The organism is Burkholderia sp. AcTa6-5 (assembly GCF_017815075.1).
GTDB lineage: Bacteria > Pseudomonadota > Gammaproteobacteria > Burkholderiales > Burkholderiaceae > Burkholderia > Burkholderia sola.
The window spans coordinates 1-21,415 of record NZ_JAGIQE010000036.1 but is presented as its reverse complement, the minus strand read 5'-3'; the positions used below and the strand labels follow the sequence as shown (position 1 = coordinate 21,415).

Genomic DNA, 21,415 nt, shown 5'->3' with positions numbered 1-21,415 from the left:
CGCAACATCCCGCTTCACGCGCGCCGGGCCACACGCGCCGCTACGCGACGCTCCTGCCACAAACCGACAGGAAGCCCGCGCCGGTGGCATCTACAATGCATCCTTCCATATAACGAATAGAAGGCTGCGAGCCCATGACCCACGGGATTCACGGCGAGAAGCGCTGGTACGCGCTGATCGTGCTCTGCCTCGGCGTGCTGATGATCGTGCTCGACAGCACGATCGTGAACGTTGCGCTGCCGTCGATCAGCACCGATCTCCACTTCACCGAAACGGCCCTCGTGTGGGTCGTCAATGCCTACCTCCTGACATTCGGCGGCTGCCTGCTGCTCGGCGGCCGGCTCGGCGACCTGTACGGCCAGCGGCGCATGTTTCTCGCGGGCCTCGTCGTGTTCACGCTCGCGTCGCTCGCATGCGGGCTCGCGCAATCGCAGGCGATGCTGATCGCCGCGCGCGCGGTGCAGGGGCTCGGCGGCGCGGTCGTGTCGGCCGTCTCGCTGTCGCTGATCATGAACCTGTTCACCGAGCCCGGCGAACGCGCTCGCGCGATGGGCGTCTACGGCTTCGTGTGCGCGGGCGGCGGCAGCATCGGCGTGCTGCTCGGCGGGCTGCTGACGAGCTCGCTGTCGTGGCACTGGATCTTCCTCGTCAACCTGCCGATCGGCGTCGCGGTCTACGCGATGTGCGCCGCGCTGCTGCCGCGCACGCGTGCGGCGGCCGGCACCGCGCGGCTCGACGTGGCGGGCGCGATCACGGTGACGGCATCGCTGATGCTGGCCGTCTACGGAATCGTCGGCGGCAACGAGGCCGGCTGGCTGTCGACGCAGACCGTCGCGTTGATCGGCGCGGCCGTCGTGCTGCTCGCGCTGTTCATCGCGATCGAGTCGCGCGCCGCGCACCCGCTGATGCCGCTTACGCTGTTCGCCGCGCGCAACGTCGCGCTCGCAAACGCGATCGCCGTGCTGTGGGCGGCCGCGATGTTCGCGTGGTTCTTCCTGTCCGCGCTGTACATGCAGCGCGTGCTCGGCTACGGGCCGCTGCAGGTCGGCCTCGCGTTCCTGCCGGCGAACCTGATCATGGCGGCGTTCTCGCTCGGGCTGTCGGCGCGGATCGTGATGCGCTTCGGGATCCGCGGCCCGATCGCCGCCGGCCTGCTGATCGCGGCGTGCGGCCTTGCGCTGTTCTCGCGCGCGCCGGTCGACGGCGGTTTCGTGTGGCACGTGCTGCCCGGCATGACGCTGCTGGGCATTGGTGCAGGCGTCGCGTTCAATCCGGTGCTGCTCGCCGCGATGAACGACGTCGATCCGGCCGATTCCGGGCTCGCGTCGGGGATCGTCAACACCGCGTTCATGATGGGCGGCGCGCTCGGGCTCGCGGTCCTCGCGAGTCTCGCCGGCGCACGCACCGATGCGCTCGCGGCAGCGCAAGCGGCGCCGCTCGACGCACTGAACGGCGGCTACCACGCGGCCTTCGCGTTCGGCGCGGCGTTTGCGGCCGTGGCCGCGCTGACCGGTTTCGCGCTGCGCATCCGGCCGCCACGCACGGTCGAAGGTGCCGGGCCCGCGATGCACTGACCGTCGATGGGCGGCCCGGAACCGGCATCGAGTCGGGGCGCGCACTGTCGCGCCCTTTTTATGCGCGCCCGGATACACGGCGTCGGCCCCGGTTCGTCATCGCTTTCAGACCGGTCGTCATCGTCGGCCGCGCCCCATTCAAACGCCCGTTTTACGTCCCGCCGGCCGCCTGCGGTGCAGACCTTCCCGGCCGATTTTTAACGCAGTCGTACATTGACGCGCCACTTTTGCGACAATGGCGGACTTTGACGCGCGCGCAGCGCCGCGGCCGCGCGCCGCCGCCGAACGCCACCTAACCGCCTGCCTCCGATGTCGCTTCCCCATATCGATCTGCTGTACTCGCTGTCCGGCCTGTTCGTCGGCATTCTCGTCGGCCTGACGGGCGTCGGCGGCGGTTCGTTGATGACGCCGATCCTCGTGCTGCTGTTCGGCGTCCACCCGGCGACGGCCGTGGGCACGGACCTGCTGTACGCGGCCGCGACCAAGGCCACCGGCACGCTCGTCCACGGCCTGAAAGGCTCGGTCGACTGGCGCATCACGGGCCGGCTCGCGGTGGGCAGCGTACCGGCCGCGGCGCTCACGCTGTGGTGGCTGCACACGCACGGGATGAACACGCCGGGCACCGCGCGGATGATCCAGCTCGTGCTCGGGGTCGCGCTGCTGCTCACGTCGCTCGCGCTGATCTTTCGCCCTCAACTCACGGCATTCGCCGCGCGCAACCCGCTCACGCCGAACCCCGCGCGCACGCTGTGGTCGACCGTGCTGACGGGCGCCGTGCTGGGCGTGCTCGTGTCGATGACGTCGGTCGGCGCCGGCGCGATCGGCGTGACCGTGCTCCTGCTGCTGTATCCGCTGCTGGCGACGACCCGCATCGTCGGTTCCGACATCGCGCATGCGGTGCCGCTCACGCTGGTCGCGGGCATGGGCCACTGGCTGCTCGGCTCGGTGGACTGGTCGATGCTGCTGTCGCTGCTGCTCGGTTCGCTGCCCGGCATCGTGATCGGCAGCCTGCTGTCGGCGCGCGCGCCCGAGCGGCTGCTGCGCAACCTGCTCGCGTCGACCCTGGTCGCGGTCGGCGTGCGGCTCGTGCTGGCGTAAGCGGGCGCCGCTCCGCCCTTCCCACGGCCACGTCTTTTCCCGGCCGGCGCAATCACACGCCGCGCCGTCATCCGTGACAAAAGCAAAACAGCCCGACCGGCCTGCGCCGATCGGGCTGTCGTCCATCCGGGGCGGCGTCCGCCGCCCTCGCCGCTTACTGCCCCTGCTGCTGCAGTTTCTGCTGCTTCATCTGCTGCGTGCGCGCCTGCAGCTTCAGCACGCGTTGCAGCGCAGTACGGTTCGCGAGAATGCCGTCGTAGAAGTTGGCGAGATCGCCCTTCAGCGCGGTCCGCGACGCGTCGTTCAGGTAGATCATGTGGCCCGACGGGTAGTTCTTGATCGTCAGGTTCTGCGCCTTCAGCGTCGGATCGAGCGGCATCTGCGCGAGCGTCAGCTCCGTCTGGTGGAACGGCGTGACGGCGTCGAAATAACCGTTCGCCGACAGCACCTTCAGGTCCGGGTTCACGCTCATCGTCGACGCCAGGTCGCCGGCCGTGTACAGCGTATTGCCGCCGCCCTTGTTCGCGCCGGTCGGGTCCGTGTGGCTGAAGTCCCAGTTGTTGAAGACCTGGTCGTTCAGGTCCACGAACGACGACGTCGACGTGTACTTGAGATCGGTGTTGATGTAGCTGTTCCACAGCACCGTGTACGCGCCGCCGACGTTCGTGATCGACGGATCGTTGCTGCCCGAGTTCGGCAGGATGTACGGCGCGATGCCCTTGCCCGTGAAGTTCGCGCGACCGTCGTACTGGCCGATCTGCGTGCCCGGCACGAGCGTCAGGAAGAACGTGTACGGCGGGTTGTCGTTCGACGACGGCACGTTGCCGAGCGCAGCCGGGTTGCCGAAGGTCTGGATCAGCGACGTCGGGTCCGTGCCGATGTACGCGCCCATCTGCTGCGCGGTCGAGAGCTTCAGGTTCAGCCGCACGTTCACGAAGCCGCCGTCCTGCGGATTCGGCTTCTGCGCAAGCGGCGCGAGCGTGTTGTCCGCGTAGTGGCGGGCCTGGACCATGTACGCGTCGAGATCGGTCGGCGTCGGGTTGAGCGTCGTCTTCTTCCAGTAGAACGCATCGGCCGCGAGCGTCGGGAACGTGCCCGGCGCGGACAGCGCGTTCGCGTAGTCGAGGATCGACGACTGCAGCGTGATCCCGTTCAGGTCGATGCCGTCCTCGTGCAGCACCCACGACACGACCGCGCTGCGCGCGGTGCCGTACGACTCGCCGTACAGGAACTTCGGCGAATTCCAGCGCGAGTACTTGGTCAGGTAGCGCTGGATGAAGCGGTCGATCGAGCGCGCATCCTGGTCGGTGCCCCAGAAGTCCTTGTTCTTCGCCGGCGCGATCGCGGTCGAGTAGCCGGTGCCGACCGGGTTGATGAACACGAGGTCGGTGCGGTCGAGCAGGCTGTCCGGGTTGTCGAGCAGCTTGTACGGCGCGGGCGGCGTGAAGTTCGGGAACGACGACTGCAGGCGCTTCGGCCCGTACGAGCCGAGCAGCAGGTAGACCGACGACGAGCCGGGGCCGCCGTTGTAGAAGAACGTGACCGGGCGCGGCTTCGACGGGTCGGGATTGTCCTGCGTGTACGCGACGTAGAACATCTTCGCGTTCGGCGCCGACGTGATCGGATCGATCGTCGTCAGGTGGCCCGTGGTGGCCGTGTACTGGATCGTCTTGCCGCCGATCGCGACCTGGCGGTGCACGACCGCCGCGCCTTCGGTCGAATCCGTGACCGCGTCGTTCGGCCCGGTGCCGTATACGTCGGTGTCGACGTACGGCTGGTCGGCCGCGGTGGCGGCCGTTGCGTCGGTGGTGGCCGACGTGCCGCCGCTGGACGTCGCGGCCGCGGTGGCGGCCGACGCAGCCGGGCTCGGCCCATCGTCGCCGCCGCACCCCGTGACGAGCAGCGCCGCGGCCGCCGCGGCGGCGAGCGGTACGCTCAAGGTCGTTCCGAATAGCGCGAAACCGTCTTTCAAGGACTTGCGTGTCGTCATTATTGCCTCTCGAACAGAACGATAAATACCGCCGGTCGCAAAGGATCATTTGCGCCGGCGCTCCGCACCGGGAATGCATTCGTTATGCGACGCATTCCGAGTTTTTTACCGGATCGGCAAATACCGATCGGCACGATTTACCCCACCCATGTTTTTTGCAACCGCACAATGGCATCCATTCCATTGCCAATGACAATTCAATGATTCGACGCAATACGGATTCATTCCGCGGATTCGCACGCACAACGAAAGTGTCGGACAAAATGACGCCTCGCAAAGCCTGCTCAGCAAAGCGTCTTCACTTCGACCAGACGAACGATCCCCATCGGCGAGATACCGATTAATCGCGAAACCGCGACCAATCGCGACTCGAGCCGATTGAATAAAATCGAAAGAATCGATTAATTAAATAGAAAGAAATATTTTCGTAATCTGATTTATTAAAAATTAAGTGAAAATACCGGCGCATAATAGGTTCCGGATTTATCGCCGTAAAGTAAGAATTTGTTACAGCGCTCGTCATTCGGATAAAAGGCAGTCCGGGACCGATTCCAGAAACGCATAAAAAAAGCCGGACGGCTGTCCGGCTTGCTGGAGGCGCGTGACGGGCGCCGTCAGAGCGGCACGTCGATCGTACCGACGCCGACGGAAATCGCGTTCGCGCCCGGCGCGGCCGAGATCGGCGGCAGGTTCGCGCTCGTCAGCGCGGGCGCGGCGCCCGGCGTGCCGCCGCGCGGCACCGTGCGGATCACCTGCGACGGCGGCAGCGGCGCGCCGTTCTTCAGGCGCTTCCACATCAGGTTCAGCGCCTGCACGTTGTAGTAGTGAACCGGCACGAAGCGCGTGTCGAAGCCCGGCACCGACAGGAACGCGTCGAAGTGCTGGCCGTTCGTCACTTCGTAGAACACCAGCTGGCTGCGCCCGGCTTCGCTGATGCCGTTCTGCGCGACGTACGCGCGCGACGCGTGGTTCACGGGCACGAGCGCGTCGCTGCGGCCTTGCACGATGATCGCCGGCTTGCCGTGCAGGTTCGCGTTCACGCGCACCGCGTCGACGTTCGCGGGCATCCCGAGCATCCCGTTCGTCCACAGCTGGCGCAGGCACAGCGCGCCCGCGAAGCTCGCATCGGGCGTCGCGAGCCGGTGGTCGACGCCCGCGCCGTTGTTGAACACGAGATTGATGCCGGCCGTCGGCGGCACGCCGTTGCCGATGCCGAACACGGCCGGCATCGGCGACGCGGCGGGCGCCGCGACCGCGCCCGTCGCCGCGTTCGTCGTCGCGAAGCTGAAGTTGCACAGGTTGTCGGTGACGCGCGAGCGCGTGTACGCGTTCGCATAGGTGACCGCGATCGCGGGAATCGCCTGCGAATCCCACATCGCCGCCTGCAACTGGTCGGAATCGGCCAGATAGCCGGCCGCATGGAGCTGCGCGAGCGCGTCGGCCGCCTGGCTCTGCGTGTCGGCGCCCGCCACCAGCCCGGCCGCGGCGAGCGTTGCGCAGCGCTGCGTGCGGATCGACTGCGTGGTCGCGGACGGCAGCGCGCTCAGGTACGGCGCGCCGGCGAGCGACGCCGACGCGGCCGCGCACGGTTCCAGCAGGTTCGCGAGCGTCGCGTAATCGGCCAGCGGCCGGCCGAACGACGGCGCCGGCTGGCCGCCCGTCCGGACGACCGCATTCGGCGCCATCCGCACGTTGATTTGCGGCTCGCCGACCACGACCGCGGTAATCCAGCCGCGGCTGTCCTGCTCGGCCGCCGCGAGCGACGCGCCGCCGCCGTTGCTGACCGACGCGGCGATCGTCGTGATGTCGCCCGCGCGATAGCGCACGGCGTGATGCGTGCCGTCGATCAGCGGGCCGAACTGCTCGTTGAGCGCCCAGTATGCGAATTCGACCGCCTGCAGCGTCACGCGCCCCCAGTCCTGTTCCGGATTCTGTTGCGAATGCGCGTGCTTGAACGCATAGCGGTTCGGGAAGCGGCCGTTGAACGCGGCGAGATCGCCGCTCGTCACGTTCGCGGTGAACAGGCTCGCGGTGCCGGCCAGCACCGCGTCGGCGAGCGTGCCGTCGATCAGCGTGACGGTGTCGGAGCCGAGCTCGTGCGCGCCGTTGCCGCCGCCCTTGTCGTTGTAGGCGACCGCGCAGCCGCGCTTGAGCGCCCATTCGCCGGCCGCGGAAATCGCGCCGTACACGCCCCGCGAGCCGGACGACGTCGCGGTGACGATGCAGGGCTGTGCGGGATTGAAGCTGGCAGGCACCTGCACGAGCAGCGTCACGTTCTTGGCGCCGCTGCCGTCGTCGGCATACGCGAGATATTCGGTGCCGGGGATCTTGCCTTCACCGAGCGTGTCGTTGCCGTCGAGGTCGACGTTCGGCCCCCAGAAGCGGCCGTAGCCGCCGTTCGCGCTCATGTCGACGAGCGCGCGGTAGTTCGACCAGATCGCGAGGCGGCGCAATTCGGCGCTCGTCGGCCGCGACGGGTTCGCGAAGCCCGGCGCGGTCGCCGCCGCGAGGCCCGTCTTGCCGAGGCCGGCCGTCAGCAGGTCGTCGCTCGCGCCGTCGTAGGCCGTCGTGCGCACGCTGCCGGACACGAAGCCGGGCAACCGGTTGCGCTCGGCCGACTCGTCGCCGTTGCAGGCGCCGAGCATCGCGACTGCGGCCAGCGCCGCCCCCCACACCACCCGCTTGCCCCACCCGAACTTCGTCATCGCCGCCCCCTCGATATCGTTATCGGTCCGTCGCCGCGCCGCGCGCGGCTGTCGGCCCCCTGAAGCGCAAACGGGCCCCGGCATGCCGGGGCCCGCCTGAAACGGGCGCGCGCGGCGCTCGCGCGCCGCCGCCCGGCGTTACTGCTGCTGAACCGTCAGCTTGTTCGTGACCGACGTCACACCGCTCACGCCCTTCGCCGCCTCTTCCGCCTTGTCGATCTGAGCCTGGTCGGGCACCGTGCCCTCCAGCGTGATCGCGCCGCCCTTCGAGCGCACGACGAGGTTCGCCACGTCGATGCCGCCTGCCTTCGTAATGGCCTTGCGCACCGCATAGCCGAGCTTGCGGTTCGCCTTCTTCGCGGTTTTCGCGGCGGCTTTCGGCGCGCTCGTCGCGGCCGCCGGCGCTTCCGTTGCCGCTGCGTCGCTCGACTGCGCATATACGCTGCCCGACAGACAGGCCGCCACGGCGGCGACGCCCAACGCTCTCAACACGATCGACTTCATGCTATCTCCTTATCACTCCGGAACGGCCGTGCACAGTACGGCCGGATACCCCCAAAAACAGCCGGCCCGCGCGCGAACGGGCGGGACAGCCGGTGTTTTCCACGGCGATACGAGAGAGGCGTCACGGGCCGGCGGCCGGCGCACGCAAAAGCGGGCCGGTCGGGCCGGGCAGCCGCCGGCCGGACGCGCCCGGCCTCATGACGTGCCGGGTCGCGCGCGAATCGGGCGCGGCTGCGTCGCACAATGTAATCCAGCGCCCGCCGAAGCGCAAAGCTTTTGACGCCGGGATGCCCGCCGCCGTCGCGGTGCCGCGGTGCAATACCGCCCCGACTCGCGCAGGCGCAGGGAAACCGGGTACCATCGCCGCGAGAATCCGCATCGTCCCGCGACGACCGTCACCGATGCGTCACGCCAGCGTCATCCGCCGATCCCATGAAGCCTGCCCGTCCCCGCCCGCCGCGCCGCATCCTCGCCCGCTTCGTCGCCGTGTCGTGGCGCGACCTCGCGCTGTCGATCGGCCCGACCGTGCTGCTCGCCGGCGCGGCCGTCTGGCTCGCGGTCAAGCTGATCCAGCCGGCGCCGCCGTCCACGCTCGTGATCTCGGCCGGGCCACCCGGCAGCACGTACTGGAACGCCGCGCAGAAATACAAGACGATCCTCGCGAAAAACGGCGTCACGCTCGACGTTCAATCGTCCGAAGGTTCCGCGCAGAACCTCGCGCGGCTGTCGAACCCGAACGCGCCGGTCGACGTCGGCTTCGTGCAGAGCGGCATCGGCCCGAAGGAGCGCGACGAGCATCTGGTGTCGCTCGGCAGCATCGGCTACGTGCCGCTCGCGATCATGTACCGCGGCCCGGTCGTCGCGCGCCTGTCCGATTTCAAGGGCAAGCGGCTCGCGCTCGGCGCCGAAGGCAGCGGCGCGCGCGAACTGAGCCTCGCGCTGCTGAAGATGAACGGCATCGTGCCGGGCGGCCCGACCGAGTTGCTGCCGACCGCCGGCGAGGACGCCGCGACCGCGCTGCTCGACGGCAAGATCGACGCCGCGTTCCTGTCCGGCGACTCGACGCAGATCCCGGTGATGGCAAAGCTGTTCCGCGCGCCCGGCGTGCACGTATATTCGTTCACGCAGGCCGAGGCGTACGCGCGGCGCTTTCCGTATCTGACCGCGATCACGCTGCCGATGGGCGTCTACGATCTCGGCCGCAACCTGCCGCCGGCCGACATCCACACGGTCGCGCCGACGATCGAACTCGTCGCGCGCGACTCGCTGCACCCGGCGCTGTCCGACCTGCTGATCGAGGCCGCGCGCGAAGTGCACGGCCACGCGACGATCCTGCAGCACGCGGGCGAATTCCCGTCGTCCGTCACGCGCGGCTTTCCGCTGTCCGACGACGCCGCCCGCTACTACAAGTCGGGCAAGAGCTTCCTGTACCGGCGGCTGCCGTTCTGGGTCGCGAGCCTCGTCGACCGGCTGCTGGTCGTGGTCGTGCCGCTGATCGTCGTGCTGATCCCCGGGCTGCGGCTCGTGCCGTCGCTGTACGGCTGGCGCGTGCGCTCGCGCATCTACCGCTGGTACGGCGCGCTGATCGCGCTCGAGCGCCGCGCGCTCGGCGAACATACGGCCGAGGAGCGCGTGCAGTTGCTCGACGAGCTCGACGACATCGAGGAAGCCGTGAACCGGATGAAGATGCCGCTCGCGTACGCCGGGCAGTTCTACGTGCTGCGCGAGCACATCGGCTTCGTGCGCGAACGGCTCACCGCGCACGACCAGGATGCGCCGGCGGGCCCGCCCGGCGCCGGCAATTCGCCGGCGCGCGCGGAAACCGGCCCGCCGCCGGCCGGCGATGGCCCCCGGGCGACTCCCGGTTCCGCGTGAGCGAACGATCCGCGATCATTGCTGCATGCGCGCGCTGCCGCGTAACATGGAGGCCGCCGCCAGGCGCCGCACGCCCCCCCTTCTGGAGAACGACATGACAACCGGCCTCGATACCGCCCAACCCGCCTGGTTCTTCGACTTCGTGTCGCCGTTCTCGTATCTGCTGCTCGAGCAGCACGACAAATGGCCGGACGTGCCGTTCAACCCCGTCGCCGTATCGCTGCCCGACCTGCAGCGCCACTGGGGCCAGCGCCCGAGCGCCGACGTGCCGGCCAAGCGCGTGTTCACGTACCGTCACGCGCTGTTTCGCGCGGAACAGCTCGGCATCCGCTTCAAGATGCCGCCCGCGCATCCATTCGATTCCGACAAGGTGCTGCGCCTCGCGATCGCGCTGCGCGCCGATATCGTGACGGTGCTGGAAATGTTCCGCTTCGTCTGGCGAGAAGGCAACGATCCGTCGACGCCGGACGGCTTCGCGGCGCTGTGCGAACGCGTCGGCGTGAGCCACGGCGACGAGCTGATCGAATTCGAGGAAACCGCCGCGCAATTGGCCCGCAACACGGCCGATGCGATCGCGCTCGGCGTGTTCGGCGTGCCCACCTTCTGGATGAACAAGCAGCTGTTCTGGGGCGAGGACGCGCTGCCGATGGTGCTGTACTGCGCGCGCACGCCGAACTGGCTCGAATCGCGCGAGGTCAAGCGGATCAGCACGCTGCCGAAGGGCCGCGCGTGATGGGGTGCGTGATGGGGTGCGTGATGGCCGGTATCACGCACGGCAACGCGCGGCTGCGGTAAGGTTACGCGTCCCCCGAATCCCCCCCACCAATGGACGACGACGACCGTACCGCCTCGCTCGACATCTGGCTCGTGCGCGTATTGCGCACGCTGCTGCTCGAGCGCAGCGTCACGCAGGCCGCGCTGCGGCTGAACCAGACTCAGCCCGCAATCAGCACTGCGCTGCGCAAGCTGCGCGAGACGCTGAACGACCCGATCCTCGTGCGCGGCAAATCCGGCATGGTGCCGACCGAATACGGCGCGTCGCTGCTCGAAGCCGCGTCGCGCGCGCTGCGCGAGGTCGATTTCATCGCGACGCCGCACGGCGACTTCGATCCGTCGTCCGCGCGGCGCACGTTCCGCGTCGCCGCACCCGACTACCTGAACGATTTCTTCATGCCGACGCTGATCGAGCGCTTTCGCGACGCGGCGCCGCATGCGCATCTGGAAATCGATTCGCTGAATCCCGCGCTCGACCACGCGGGCGCGCTCCAATCGGGTGCGCTCGATCTCGTGATCGGCAACTGGCCGAAGCCCGACCCGCAGTTCGCGCGCCAGGACCTGTTCTCCGACACGATCGTGTGCCTGATGCGCGACGCGCATCCGCTCGCCCGCGAACCGCTCACGCGCGACGCGTATGCGTCGGCCGCGCACGTCGCGCCGACGCCGTACACCGGCGACAAGCGCAACGCGATCGAGATCGGCCTCGCGCGCGCACGCCTCACGCGGCGCATCGTGACGACGCTGCCGTATTTCGGGATCGTGCCGCAGGTGCTGCTGCAGTCGGACCTGATCTTCACGACGACGCGCCGCTTCGCGACGCACTATGCGCAACTGCTGCCGCTCGTCGTCGTCACGCCGCCCGTGCCGTTCCCGCGCATCAAGAGCTACCTGCTCACGCACCCGCAACCCGATCGGCCGACCGACATCGCGTGGCTGTGCGCGCTGATGCAGAGCGTGTCCGACGAACTGACGGTCGCCCGCACGCGCAAGCGCTGACGCGCGGCCAAAGCGCGGCGCGGAGTGGTCAGGCAGCGCGGCCGCTCAGGCCGTGCAGAAGGTTTCCTGCAGATGAGTCCAGCGCACGACGCCCGCCGCGTCGCGCGCGAACACGGCGGTCGCGCGGCGCGCCGGCAGTTCGCCCGCTGCCGCATGCTGCGTTTCGAGATAGGTGATCACCGCATGCGCTGCATCGGCCGCGAGCACGCGGATCTCCGACAGCGCGATGTGCAGCCCCGGCTTCGCGCCGGCCAGCGTCGCGAACAGCGCGCGCATGCCGTCATGGTCGACCACGCGGCCGTCGGTCAGGATCATCGTGAAGTCGACGGAAAACGCGGCGAGCAGCGCATCGAGCGCCGCCGGCGCGGTATCGACGCCGGACAGCCAGCGCTCGATGGCGACGAGGCTCGCATCGAGCGCGTCGAGATAGACGGAGTGATCGGACATGGGGCGTGCACGGTGACGTGAAGCGCGGCCCGCTGCCGCGCGTTGTCGTGCAGTGTAGGCAAAAACGCGCGGTCGTGCGCCAGCCGCGCGGCATGACCGTTTTACCGCGCGTTTTAGCGCGCGCAGGACAGGTCGTCGCGTGCGCGCCCGGCCGCGGCCGCCTTCGCATTGGCCACCGGCATGCCCGAGCGGGCCTGCAGCAGCTCCGCGCAGACGGCCACCGCGATCGCGCCCGGTGCCTTGTCGACGATGCCCGCGACGCCGATCGGGCACACCATCTCGACGAGCCGCGCCGGATCGACGCCGCGCGCGGCGAGCCGGCGCTCGAACTTCACGCGCTTGGTGCGCGAGCCGATCATCCCGAAGTACGCGTAGTCGCGCCGCCGCATGATCTGCGCGGCGAGCGCGAAGTCGAGCGCGTGGTTGTGCGTCATCACGAGGAAGTACGCGCCGGGCGGCGCCGCGTCGACGACGGCCTCCGGCGTGTCGGTCGGCTCCGGCTGCACGTTCGGCGGACATTCGTCCGGGAACAGCTCGTCGCGCGTGTCGACCCACTGCACGACGCACGGCAGCGCGCCGAGCAGCGTGACGAGCGCGTGGCCGACGTGCCCCGCGCCGAACAGCACGATGTGCATCGGCGGCGGTGCTGCGGTCACGCGGTTGCGCTGGCCGGAGCCGGGCGCGAACGGCTGTCGTTGCGACGACGCGCTGCCGCACGCGCCGTCGCATCCGGCGGCGGACGCCTGCGACGCGGCACGCGGCGAACGAGCGGGGCCGTTCATGCCGGCCTCCGTCGGGTCGTGCCGCCGTGAGCGAGCAACGAACGAAGCAAGCGCAAAGAGCGTTTCATCTCAACCTGCCCGGCTCGCGCTCGCCGCACGCACCGCGCCGATCGCGCGCAGGATCGACTCGCCCGTGGCCGGCGCGTCGAGCGGCGGATTCACCTGGTAGTCGCCGACCGCGGCCACCGCATCGCGCACCGCGAAGAACACCGAGAACGGCAGCAGCAGCGGCGGCTCGCCGACGGCCTTCGAGCGGTGGATGCTGTCCTCGACGTTGCGGTTCTGGAACAGCCGCACGTTGAACTCGGGCGGCGTGTCGTTCACCGTCGGGATCTTGTACGTGGACGGCGCATGCGTCATCAGCTTGCCGCCCGCGTTCCACCACAGCTCCTCGGTCGTCAACCAGCCCATCCCCTGGATGAACGCGCCTTCGACCTGGCCGATGTCGAGCGCCGGGTTCAGCGACGCGCCGACGTCGTGCAGCGCATCGACGCGCAGCGTGCGCATCTCGCCCGTCAGCGTGTCGACCACGACTTCCGACACGGCCGCGCCGTACGAGTAGTAGTAGAACGGCCGGCCCTGCAGCTTCGATTGATCCCAGTGCAGCTTCGGCGTCGCATAAAACCCGTCGGACCACAGCTGCACGCGCGCGAGATACGCCTTCGCGACCACCTCGCCGAACGGCACGCCATGGCCGCCGACCCACACGACGTCGTTGCCGAACTTCACGTCGGCCGCCTCGACGTTGCCGTCGCCGAACTGCTTCGCCGCGAACGCCGCGAGCCGCTCGCGCAACTGGCGCGCCGCGTCCTGCGCGGCCTTGCCGTTCAGGTCGGAGCCCGTCGACGCGGCGGTCGCGGACGTGTTCGCGACCTTGCTCGTGTCGGTCGCGGTCACGCGGATCCGGCCGAAGCGGATGCCGAGTTCGTGCGCGACGACCTGCGCGACCTTCGTGTTGAGCCCCTGCCCCATCTCCGTGCCGCCGTGGTTCACGAGCACCGAGCCGTCGGTGTAGATGTGCACGAGCGCGCCGGCCTGGTTGAAGTGCGTGACGTTGAACGCGATGCCGAATTTCACCGGCGTGAGCGCGATGCCTTTCTTCAGCACCGTGTTGCGGGCGTTGAAGGCGCGCACGCCCGCGCGCCGCGCGCGATAGTCGCTCGTCGTCTCGAGTTCGCCGAGCAATTCGTGCAGCACGTTGTCCTCGACGGTCTGCCCGTACGGCGTCACGTTCCGTTCGGTCTTGCCGTACAGGTTCGCGTAGCGGACGTCGAGCGGATCGCGGCCAAGCGAACGCGCGATGTCGTCGAGGATGGTTTCGATCGCGAACGCGCCCTGCGGGCCGCCGAAGCCGCGGAACGCGGTGTTCGACTGCGTGTTGGTCTTGCCGCAGTAGCCGGCGATGTCGACGTCGCCGAGCCAGTACGCGTTGTCGAAGTGGCACACCGCGCGCGTCATCACCGGGCCCGACAGGTCGGCCGAGAAGCCGCAGCGCGACGTCATGTCGAGCGCGACGCCGTCGATGCGACCGTCGTCGTCGTAGCCGACGTCGAAGCGGTAATGGAAGTCGTGCCGCTTGCCGGTGATCATCATGTCGTCGTCGCGGTCCGGACGCAGCTTCACCGGGCACAGCAGCTTCCATGCGGCGAGCGCCGCGCAGCACGCGAACAGGCCTGACTGCGACTCCTTGCCGCCGAAGCCGCCGCCCATCCGGCGACATTCGACCAGCACGTTGTGCGACGCGACGCCGAGCACGTGCGCGACCAGGTGCTGCATCTCGCTCGGGTGCTGCGTCGAGCAGTACACGTGCATCCCGTCGTCGTCCTTCGGCACCGCGTACGCGATCTGCCCTTCCAGGTAGAACTGCTCCTGGCCGCCAAGCAGCATCTCGCCCGACTCGCGGTGCGGCGCGGCGGCGAGCCGCGCGGCCGCGTCGCCGCGCGCGAGCTTCAGCGGCGGGATCACGTAGGTTTCGGCCTTGCGCGCTTCCTGCGCGGTCAGGATCGCGGGCAGTTCCTCGTAGTCGACCTGCGCGCGCCGCGCGGCGAGCCGCGCGGTTTCATGCGACGTCGCGACGACGATGAACATCGGCTGGCCGACGAACTGCACGATGCCGTTCGCGAGCACCGGATCGTCGTGGATGATCGGGCCGCAATCGTTGACGCCCGGGATGTCGTCGGCCGTGAACACGGCGACCACGCCCGGCGTCGCGCGCACCGCGTCGAAGTTCATCGACACGATCTTCGCGTGCGGCTTCGCGGACAACCCGAGCGCCGCGTGCAGCGTGCCGGCGACGAGCGGGATGTCGTCGGTATAGGTCGCGCGGCCGCTCACGTGCAGGTGGGCGGATTCGTGCGCGCGCGACACGTGCACCTGCGCGGCGTCGGCCTGCGGGTCGAGGGTGCTCAGGAACGGTTCTGCTTGCTGGTTCATGTTCGGTGTTCTCCGTCGTCAGACGCGTGCCGCGTCGTCGGCAACTTCAGCGCCTGCTTCGGCGGCCACTTCGCGCACGTTCAGCGCCTGCGGCGGCAGCGGGTCGTGCGGGCGCGTCTCCAGCCAGAATCGGAACATCAGGTTCTTCGCGGTATCGAGGCGATACGTGCTGGTTGCGCGCATGTCGGACAGCGGCTGGTAGTCGCGCTCGAGCGCCTGCATCGCGGCCTGCGCGGTGGCTTCGTGCCACTGCGCGCCGTCGAGCACGGCTTCCGTATGGGCCGCGCGCTTCGGCGTCGCGGCCATCCCGCCGAACGCGATGCGCGGCTCGCGGATCCTGTCGCCGTCCGCGATGAACGCGAACGCCGCGCACACGGCCGAGATGTCCGAATCGAACCGCTTCGACAGCTTGTACGTGCGGAACTGCAGCTTTGCACGGGCGCCGGTGCGGGTCGGCACCTTCACGCCGACGACGAATTCGTGCGGCGCCATGTCCTTTTGTTGATAACCGGTGTACAGCGCCTCGAGCGGCAGCTCGCGCACCGTGTCGCCGCCGCGCAGCACGACGCGTGCGCCGAGCGCGATCAGGCCCGGCATCGAATCGCCGATCGGCGAGCCGTTCGCGACGTTGCCGCCGAGCGTGCCCGCGTTGCGGATCGGCAGCGACGCGAAGCGCTTCCACATCTCGGTCAGTTCCGGATACGTGCCGGCCAGCGCCGCATAGGCCTTTTCGACCGTCACGCCCGCGCCGATCCCGATCCAGTCGTCGCCGTGCACGACCTGCTGCAGTTCGGCGATCTGGCCGACGTAGATCAGGTCGTCGAGGCGGCGCATCTGCTTGGTGACCCACAGGCCGATGTCGGTGCTGCCCGCGAGAATGCGCGCGTCGGGACGCTCGGCCTTCAGCGCGGCCAGCGCGTCGAGCGTGCGCGGCGCCGCGAAGCGCGCGCCGTTGACCGTCGCGTAGTCGAACGTGTCGTCGCGCTTGAGCGATGCGAGCGTGCGGGCGAGCGCGGCCGTGTCGACCGGCGCGGCCGGCTGCGGCGCGGCTTCGCCGGTCGCATCGAACATCCGCACCGCCGCATCGACGATCGGGCGATAGCCGGTACAGCGGCACAGGTTGCCCGTCAGCGCATCGGCGATCTCGGTGCGCGTCGGCACGTCCTTCGCCTTCGCGCACGCACTGCCGCAGCCTTCGTGGCCGTGCTTCTCGTACAGCGCCCACATCGACATCACGAAGCCGGGCGTGCAGAAGCCGCACTGCGACCCGTGGCAATCGACCATCGCCTGCTGCACCGGGTGCAGCGAACCGTCCGGCCGGCGCAGGTCCTCGACCGTGAGCAGCGCCTTGCCGTCGAGCGTCGGCAGGAACTGGATGCATGCGTTGACGGCCTTGAACTCGACCGCGCCGGCGTCGGTCAGCTCGCCGACGACGACCGTGCACGCGCCGCAGTCGCCTTCCGCGCAGCCTTCCTTGGTGCCGGTGCAATGCGCGTCCTCGCGCAGGTATTGCAGCACGGTGCGGGTCACGTCCGCGCCGCTGACTTCGCGGATCGCGTGACGATGGTAGAAGCGGATCGGCTCACTCATGTCTCGGTGTTTCTTCAAATGGGGGGCAAGGCGGCCTGCGCGGAGCGCTCGACCGACGTTTTTCCGACAGTTTGCACGCTATCACCGTCAAATTCCGCAACCCATAGCCCATCACGCATGCGGCTCATATAACTGCTGCGATATGCGCGCCCGGCCGGCTGACGCCCTTGCCGGACGGGGCGCTCCGTCCGTCCCTGCCCCGTGACCGGCGGTCCTCTCTACGAACGGGGCGCAGTTAACTAAACGGTACCTGCGGGAAAACCGGTTCCATGGGAAAATCCCGATTCCCTTTTCCGCCGTTTTCCGTCCGCTCCGCCATTCGTTCCGACCCCATGTCATCCGATTCCGCCACACCGCCGCGCAGCGGGTTTGCGGTCACGCTGCAAATCGTGTCCGTCGTCTGCTTCACGTTCATCTGCTACCTGACCATCGGCCTGCCGCTCGCGGTGCTGCCGGGCTTCGTCCACGACGACCTCGGCTTTTCCGCGATCGTCGCGGGCGGGGCGATCAGCGTCCAGTATTTCGCGACGCTCGCGTCGCGGCCGCTCGCCGGGCGCCTCGCCGATACGCTCGGGCCGAAGCAGACGGTGCTGCGCGGGCTGGTCGGCTGCGGCGTGTCGGGCGTGCTGCTGCTCGTCGCGCTGCTGCTCGCGCACTGGCCGGTCGCGAGCCTCGTGCTGCTGGTCGCGAGCCGGCTCGTGCTCGGCGTCGGCGAAAGCCTGTGCGGCACCGGCGCGATCCTGTGGGGCATCGGCCGGGTCGGCGTCGCGCACAACGCGAAGGTGATCTCGTGGAACGGCATCGCGACCTACGGCGCGCTCGCGCTCGGCGCGCCGGTCGGCGTCGCGATCGCGCATACGCTGAATCCGGCGCTGATCGGCGTGATCGTGATCGCGCTGGCCGCGCTCGGCTTCACCCTCGCTCGCCCGATCGCGCCGGTGCCGCTCGTGCACGGCGAACGGATGTCGTATGCGAGCGTGTTCACGCGCGTGCTGCCGCACGGCCTCGGCCTCGCGCTCGGTTCGGCCGGCTTCGGCTCGATCGCGACGTTCGTCACGCTGTACTACGCGGCGCGCCACTGGCCGAACGCCGCGCTGTCGCTGACCGTGTTCGGCACGCTGTTCATCGGCGCGCGCCTGCTGTTCGCGAACACGATCAAGACCTACGGCGGCTTCCGCGTCGCGATCGTGTCGTTCGCGTTCGAATCCGCGGGCCTTTTGCTGCTGTGGCTCGCGCCGGTGCCGCACGTCGCGCTCGTCGGCGCGGCGCTGACGGGCTTCGGCTTCGCGCTGATCTTCCCGGCGCTCGGCGTCGAGGCCGTCGCGCTGGTGCCGCCCGCGAGCCGCGGCGCGGCGCTGTCCGCGTATTCGGTGTTCCTCGACCTGTCGCTCGGCATCACCGGCCCGCTCGCCGGCTATGTGGCCGGTGCGTTCGGCTATCCGCAGGTGTTCCTGTTCGCGGCGGTGGCCGCGGCCGCGGGCGTCGGGCTGTCGATGGTGCTGTACCAGCGGCAGGCGCGCGTGGCGGGCAGCGGCGCGGCGGCGTGAAAGGGATGCGCGCGTGTGGCGTGTGGGTCACGCGCCACACGCGTCAACGCAGCAGTACGTTGAAGTCCCGCAATACGCGGGCCGCATCGGGATGGCGCCTGAACGGAACGGCGCGCCCGAGCGAGAGCTTCGGCTCCGCACGATCGAACAGCACGAGCGCTTCCGACGTATTGAGATGGCGCGACATGTACAAAAATCCGTCGACGCGGCGGGGATGCCGGTGGACGGCAAGCGACCACTGTTGCGGAACGTCGTACGGTGCGATGGTCGACAACGCACCGTCGCCACCGAGATTTTTCAGCGGCAAGCCGTGCAGGACGGCGACGGTCAGCGGCGCGCCGTCAAACGAAAGGACATAGCGGTCGAGTTCGGTCGTCACGAGCGGAAAACCGCCCGGCACCAGATCGGCGACTTCGTCGTGCAGCACCGTTTCGGCGAACGCGCAACGCAGATCGAAACCGAAATAGCGGGTGCCGTACCGCCGCCGCTTGCGCGGATCGTCGAAGCGATTGCCGCCCGATTTCCCGAAGTAAGGCTCGCCGGTCGCATATCGCGAGATACGCACCAGCGCCGTCGGCGCAACTTCGTGCGTCACCAGCGTCGCGCTCGCGAAATGTTCCCCCGGCGCCGTCGGCAAACGGGCCGCCTAGCGCTCGGCGAACGCCGTGGCGGCGCGCTCGACTTCATCCACCTTCCCGCGCGACAGCGCGACGAGCGGCGTAACGTTGCCCAGCGACGCCTTCGGCGTCGTGAAGAACTGCCATTTGCTCCATCGCGGCAAACTGCCGAGACATTGGGTCACCCGGCCCAACGTCTTGCGATCGATGTCTGCCGTCAGATAGAAGGCCGGATAGCACTGGGCGGCGCCGACGTCGACCGCGAAGATCCGGCCGGACGCCACCGCCTTGCTGAGCGCCTGCCGCGTCATGCCGAGGCCGGCCCATGTCTGCGCGGCAGGCAGCAGCTTGCCGTCGGCGACCAGCATCCGCCGTTCCGCCTGCACCTGCCGCTCCGGATCGGCGACGCCCCCCGCCGCCCGCTTCTTCGCGCCGGCCGGCTTCCTGTCGCGCGTCGCGGCCGCGGCGATGCCGAACGTGATCGTGCCGGCCAGATCGATGACCTGCGCGATGCCGACCTTGAACAGGTGCCCCAATTGCTCGTCGGACAGGCTGAGCAGCGCCCGCGCGCGATCGGGGCCGAGCATGGTCGCCGCGCCGACAGCGCTGCGCAGCGCTTCCTCCGTCTCGACATCAAGAACGACGGCCGTCCCTTCCAGCGTATGCGCTCGCGCAATCATCATCACCTCCCGTCACGACCGGAATGATTGAGCGCAGCCCCGAATCGAAACCAAGTCAACCGTGTCAACCAAATCAACCGTTCGCCGGTTTCCTCGATCGCGGGTTCGCGCAGCCGCGAACGCCGTCACGCCGTGCGCAGAAACAACCGCCGCGTGAGGTCGAACGCGACGAGATTGCCGGCCACCACCAGCAGCAGCCCCACCACCGCCAGCGGCGACCACTGGTAGCCCTCGAACACCGTCGACACGGCCAGCGCGACGATCGGGAACAGCACCGTGCAGTACGCGGCGCGCTCCGGCCCGATCCGGCCGACGAGCGTCAGGTACGCGGTGAAGCCGATCACCGAGCCCGGCACGGCCAGATACACGAGCGCGCCGAGATAGCGCGGGCTCGTGCAGCGCGCCGACGATCGCCGACCATCGAAAAAATCCCATTTTGTTATTGACCGAGCTTTGTCGATGGAACGAATCGAGCGTCATTGCACAAACTATCGCATCCACTCTTACAGAGAGGCAAAAGACTCACACCGAGTTGTAGATATCCTCCATGGCCCGTACTATCAACCGGGTACACAGTTCGATTGACGTGCGTATCAACATAGATATATTGCGACTTGAGACCAAGTTGCATCAAGAATCTCTTTAACTGTTCACCCCGCGATTTCGCCAGCGACGAAGCATCTTTTTCGGAGATATATGCGCTGGCTACGATTTGCGCCTGCACGTCAACATCAGGCCATTGTCGTGCAGCCAGCACCATATCAACCATCTTTATGCGATATGCATTCGGAATTCCAGGGTAATCGAGCGGCACACTCTCAAGAAGATTTTCCGATATGGTGCAGGCATTTACATGACTAGTTAAAGATGAGCCCATGAGCACGGCACCGGCAAACAGTATCTTCATCATGTGATTACCAGATCCTCTTTCTGAGGAACTCGTCCATGTCATCAAAGTGCGCAACATAGCATGCGATGCTGTCTGCATTTCTGCTTGCACCGACCGGATCGGTTTGCGCCCAATAGCCGATGCCGCGGGCAAAACCATAGTTGACGTCATCCGCATCGAACGTGTCAATGTAGTGCGCGCATTCATGGATGAGAATTTTTAACTTGCAGTTCCCTGCGACATACACGTCCTCGACAGTGCAGAAGTGGGGGTAGATCGCAATGATGCGACGTGCCGAATCGGGCTTGCACACTGCCGCGTCATTTGTACCGGTATCAGGGGCGACCGAGCATGTGAGTTGCTGTCCACGCTGCTCATCCCATCTGATGATCTTTTCGGGTTGCAGCTCGCGCATGGCCATCGCCAGCCTCGGAAGACCGCAACTAAGTATTTCGCGTATCGCCTCGTCGCTTCTACCGAACCAGAATTGCACCCTATCTCTCGCAGATTTATCCCAGCGCGCTAGATCCGATATACGTTCCTCAATCAAGATCACCGCGGCGTCTCGAAGACGCATCATTAATTCACGAAACTCCTTGTTGGTCATGTTCGGACAAATTGGCGTTGTATTGATCGATACATAAACCATTGACCCAGGATTGGTGTTGGTGACCGCACCCGAATGAACAAGAATCCACTCTTCGTTTTGGTCAACTTTAAATTCGCCTTTGCTTTTCCCGAAAAAATCACTCATTGGTTCAATAAGCCTCAGTAAAGATTTTCAAGGATGCTGCGGCGTCGGTGGCGATCCGATGTGTTTGCCCGGCTGTATCGGTGGTGCCCGTGAAAATCTGGCCGGTGTCGGTAACGATTCGGTAGCGGATGTTCGCGAGCGGACGGCGGGAGCCATC

17 protein-coding genes and 1 pseudogene are annotated in these 21,415 nt (G+C 67.8%); 6 read left to right on the top strand and 12 right to left on the bottom strand.

The window, feature by feature from the left end:
* Nucleotides 1-134: 134 nt before the first annotated feature.
* Nucleotides 135-1,574, top strand: a complete 1,440-nt coding sequence (locus J8I33_RS31395) for a DHA2 family efflux MFS transporter permease subunit (RefSeq protein WP_209939746.1) — start codon at nucleotides 135-137, stop codon at nucleotides 1,572-1,574.
* 309 nt (nucleotides 1,575-1,883) lie between these two features.
* Nucleotides 1,884-2,672 (top strand): sulfite exporter TauE/SafE family protein, encoded by a 789-nt coding sequence (locus J8I33_RS31390; RefSeq protein ID WP_069621218.1) that lies wholly within the window; start codon nucleotides 1,884-1,886, stop codon nucleotides 2,670-2,672.
* A 154-nt stretch (nucleotides 2,673-2,826) separates the two neighbouring features.
* Here the strand turns inward: J8I33_RS31390 and J8I33_RS31385 are convergent, their stop codons facing one another.
* The 3 genes from J8I33_RS31385 to J8I33_RS31375 form a co-directional block, all read right to left on the bottom strand.
* Nucleotides 2,827-4,662 carry a peptidase S1 gene (locus J8I33_RS31385; RefSeq protein ID WP_209939745.1) on the bottom strand — a complete coding sequence of 612 codons (1,836 nt, stop codon included), beginning with the start codon at nucleotides 4,660-4,662 and terminating at the stop codon, nucleotides 2,827-2,829.
* A gap of 614 nt (nucleotides 4,663-5,276) precedes the next feature.
* Nucleotides 5,277-7,367 (bottom strand): D-(-)-3-hydroxybutyrate oligomer hydrolase, encoded by a 2,091-nt coding sequence (locus J8I33_RS31380; protein ID WP_209939744.1) that lies wholly within the window; start codon nucleotides 7,365-7,367, stop codon nucleotides 5,277-5,279.
* 138 nt (nucleotides 7,368-7,505) lie between these two features.
* The gene (locus J8I33_RS31375) at nucleotides 7,506-7,871 is read right to left on the bottom strand and encodes a BON domain-containing protein (protein ID WP_050011705.1); all 366 of its coding nucleotides are present in this window, start codon (nucleotides 7,869-7,871) and stop codon (nucleotides 7,506-7,508) included.
* Between the two features lie 432 nt (nucleotides 7,872-8,303).
* Here J8I33_RS31375 and J8I33_RS31370 point away from each other — a divergent pair, with 432 nt between their 5' ends.
* From J8I33_RS31370 to J8I33_RS31360, 3 genes are all read left to right on the top strand, one after another.
* Nucleotides 8,304-9,746 (top strand): TAXI family TRAP transporter solute-binding subunit, encoded by a 1,443-nt coding sequence (locus tag J8I33_RS31370; protein WP_124555691.1) that lies wholly within the window; start codon nucleotides 8,304-8,306, stop codon nucleotides 9,744-9,746.
* A gap of 94 nt (nucleotides 9,747-9,840) precedes the next feature.
* Entirely contained in the window at nucleotides 9,841-10,479 is a 639-nt protein-coding gene (locus J8I33_RS31365) for a 2-hydroxychromene-2-carboxylate isomerase (RefSeq protein ID WP_050011707.1), read from the top strand.
* A gap of 92 nt (nucleotides 10,480-10,571) precedes the next feature.
* Nucleotides 10,572-11,519: a LysR family transcriptional regulator gene (locus J8I33_RS31360; protein WP_050011708.1), complete on the top strand. Its 948-nt coding sequence runs from the start codon at nucleotides 10,572-10,574 to the stop codon at nucleotides 11,517-11,519.
* Between the two features lie 45 nt (nucleotides 11,520-11,564).
* Here the strand turns inward: J8I33_RS31360 and J8I33_RS31355 are convergent, their stop codons facing one another.
* From J8I33_RS31355 to xdhA, 4 genes are all read right to left on the bottom strand, one after another.
* The gene (locus J8I33_RS31355; protein WP_089488199.1) at nucleotides 11,565-11,966 is read right to left on the bottom strand and encodes a nuclear transport factor 2 family protein; all 402 of its coding nucleotides are present in this window, start codon (nucleotides 11,964-11,966) and stop codon (nucleotides 11,565-11,567) included.
* A 113-nt stretch (nucleotides 11,967-12,079) separates the two neighbouring features.
* Nucleotides 12,080-12,748, bottom strand: coding sequence for a xanthine dehydrogenase accessory protein XdhC (gene xdhC / locus J8I33_RS31350; RefSeq protein WP_176015552.1), 669 nt, complete (start codon nucleotides 12,746-12,748; stop codon nucleotides 12,080-12,082).
* A 69-nt stretch (nucleotides 12,749-12,817) separates the two neighbouring features.
* Nucleotides 12,818-15,181 carry a xanthine dehydrogenase molybdopterin binding subunit gene (gene xdhB / locus J8I33_RS31345; protein WP_050011711.1) on the bottom strand — a complete coding sequence of 788 codons (2,364 nt, stop codon included), beginning with the start codon at nucleotides 15,179-15,181 and terminating at the stop codon, nucleotides 12,818-12,820.
* An 18-nt stretch (nucleotides 15,182-15,199) separates the two neighbouring features.
* Nucleotides 15,200-16,771: a xanthine dehydrogenase small subunit gene (xdhA, locus tag J8I33_RS31340; protein WP_209925807.1), complete on the bottom strand. Its 1,572-nt coding sequence runs from the start codon at nucleotides 16,769-16,771 to the stop codon at nucleotides 15,200-15,202.
* 332 nt (nucleotides 16,772-17,103) lie between these two features.
* Here xdhA and J8I33_RS31335 point away from each other — a divergent pair, with 332 nt between their 5' ends.
* A complete protein-coding gene (locus tag J8I33_RS31335; protein ID WP_209939743.1) occupies nucleotides 17,104-18,318 on the top strand; it encodes an MFS transporter in 1,215 nt (404 codons plus the stop codon).
* A 43-nt stretch (nucleotides 18,319-18,361) separates the two neighbouring features.
* On the opposite strand, the gene J8I33_RS31330 is transcribed toward J8I33_RS31335, so the two are convergent.
* The 5 genes and pseudogenes from J8I33_RS31330 to J8I33_RS31310 all read right to left on the bottom strand — a co-directional run bounded on the left by J8I33_RS31330 (nucleotide 18,362) and on the right by J8I33_RS31310 (nucleotide 21,258).
* Nucleotides 18,362-18,913, bottom strand: a complete 552-nt coding sequence (locus tag J8I33_RS31330) for an RES family NAD+ phosphorylase (RefSeq protein WP_348636041.1) — start codon at nucleotides 18,911-18,913, stop codon at nucleotides 18,362-18,364.
* Nucleotides 18,914-18,964: 51 nt separating this feature from the next.
* The gene (locus J8I33_RS31325) at nucleotides 18,965-19,618 is read right to left on the bottom strand and encodes a hypothetical protein (RefSeq protein WP_245172602.1); all 654 of its coding nucleotides are present in this window, start codon (nucleotides 19,616-19,618) and stop codon (nucleotides 18,965-18,967) included.
* Nucleotides 19,619-19,740: 122 nt separating this feature from the next.
* A pseudogene (locus tag J8I33_RS31320) lies at nucleotides 19,741-20,010 on the bottom strand (EamA family transporter); the annotation flags it as partial.
* A gap of 44 nt (nucleotides 20,011-20,054) precedes the next feature.
* Entirely contained in the window at nucleotides 20,055-20,525 is a 471-nt protein-coding gene (locus J8I33_RS31315; RefSeq protein WP_209939741.1) for a hypothetical protein, read from the bottom strand.
* A 4-nt stretch (nucleotides 20,526-20,529) separates the two neighbouring features.
* On the bottom strand, nucleotides 20,530-21,258 hold the full coding sequence (locus J8I33_RS31310) for a M35 family metallo-endopeptidase (protein WP_209925805.1): 729 nt from the start codon (nucleotides 21,256-21,258) through the stop codon (nucleotides 20,530-20,532).
* Nucleotides 21,259-21,415 lie beyond the last annotated feature (157 nt).

Coding starts and splice junctions, on each gene's coding strand:
- J8I33_RS31375 (WP_050011705.1), bottom strand. CDS start 7,871: ATGAAGTCGATCGTGTTGAGAGCGTTGGGCGTCGCCGCCGTGGCGGCC.
- J8I33_RS31360 (WP_050011708.1), top strand. CDS start 10,572: ATGGACGACGACGACCGTACCGCCTCGCTCGACATCTGGCTCGTGCGC.
- xdhB (WP_050011711.1), bottom strand. CDS start 15,181: ATGAACCAGCAAGCAGAACCGTTCCTGAGCACCCTCGACCCGCAGGCC.
- J8I33_RS31385 (WP_209939745.1), bottom strand. CDS start 4,662: ATGACGACACGCAAGTCCTTGAAAGACGGTTTCGCGCTATTCGGAACG.
- J8I33_RS31355 (WP_089488199.1), bottom strand. CDS start 11,966: ATGTCCGATCACTCCGTCTATCTCGACGCGCTCGATGCGAGCCTCGTC.
- xdhA (WP_209925807.1), bottom strand. CDS start 16,771: ATGAGTGAGCCGATCCGCTTCTACCATCGTCACGCGATCCGCGAAGTC.
- J8I33_RS31310 (WP_209925805.1), bottom strand. CDS start 21,258: ATGAGTGATTTTTTCGGGAAAAGCAAAGGCGAATTTAAAGTTGACCAA.
- xdhC (WP_176015552.1), bottom strand. CDS start 12,748: ATGAACGGCCCCGCTCGTTCGCCGCGTGCCGCGTCGCAGGCGTCCGCC.
- J8I33_RS31390 (WP_069621218.1), top strand. CDS start 1,884: ATGTCGCTTCCCCATATCGATCTGCTGTACTCGCTGTCCGGCCTGTTC.
- J8I33_RS31325 (WP_245172602.1), bottom strand. CDS start 19,618: ATGATGATTGCGCGAGCGCATACGCTGGAAGGGACGGCCGTCGTTCTT.
- J8I33_RS31370 (WP_124555691.1), top strand. CDS start 8,304: ATGAAGCCTGCCCGTCCCCGCCCGCCGCGCCGCATCCTCGCCCGCTTC.
- J8I33_RS31395 (WP_209939746.1), top strand. CDS start 135: ATGACCCACGGGATTCACGGCGAGAAGCGCTGGTACGCGCTGATCGTG.
- J8I33_RS31315 (WP_209939741.1), bottom strand. CDS start 20,525: ATGATGAAGATACTGTTTGCCGGTGCCGTGCTCATGGGCTCATCTTTA.
- J8I33_RS31335 (WP_209939743.1), top strand. CDS start 17,104: ATGTCATCCGATTCCGCCACACCGCCGCGCAGCGGGTTTGCGGTCACG.
- J8I33_RS31365 (WP_050011707.1), top strand. CDS start 9,841: ATGACAACCGGCCTCGATACCGCCCAACCCGCCTGGTTCTTCGACTTC.
- J8I33_RS31380 (WP_209939744.1), bottom strand. CDS start 7,367: ATGACGAAGTTCGGGTGGGGCAAGCGGGTGGTGTGGGGGGCGGCGCTG.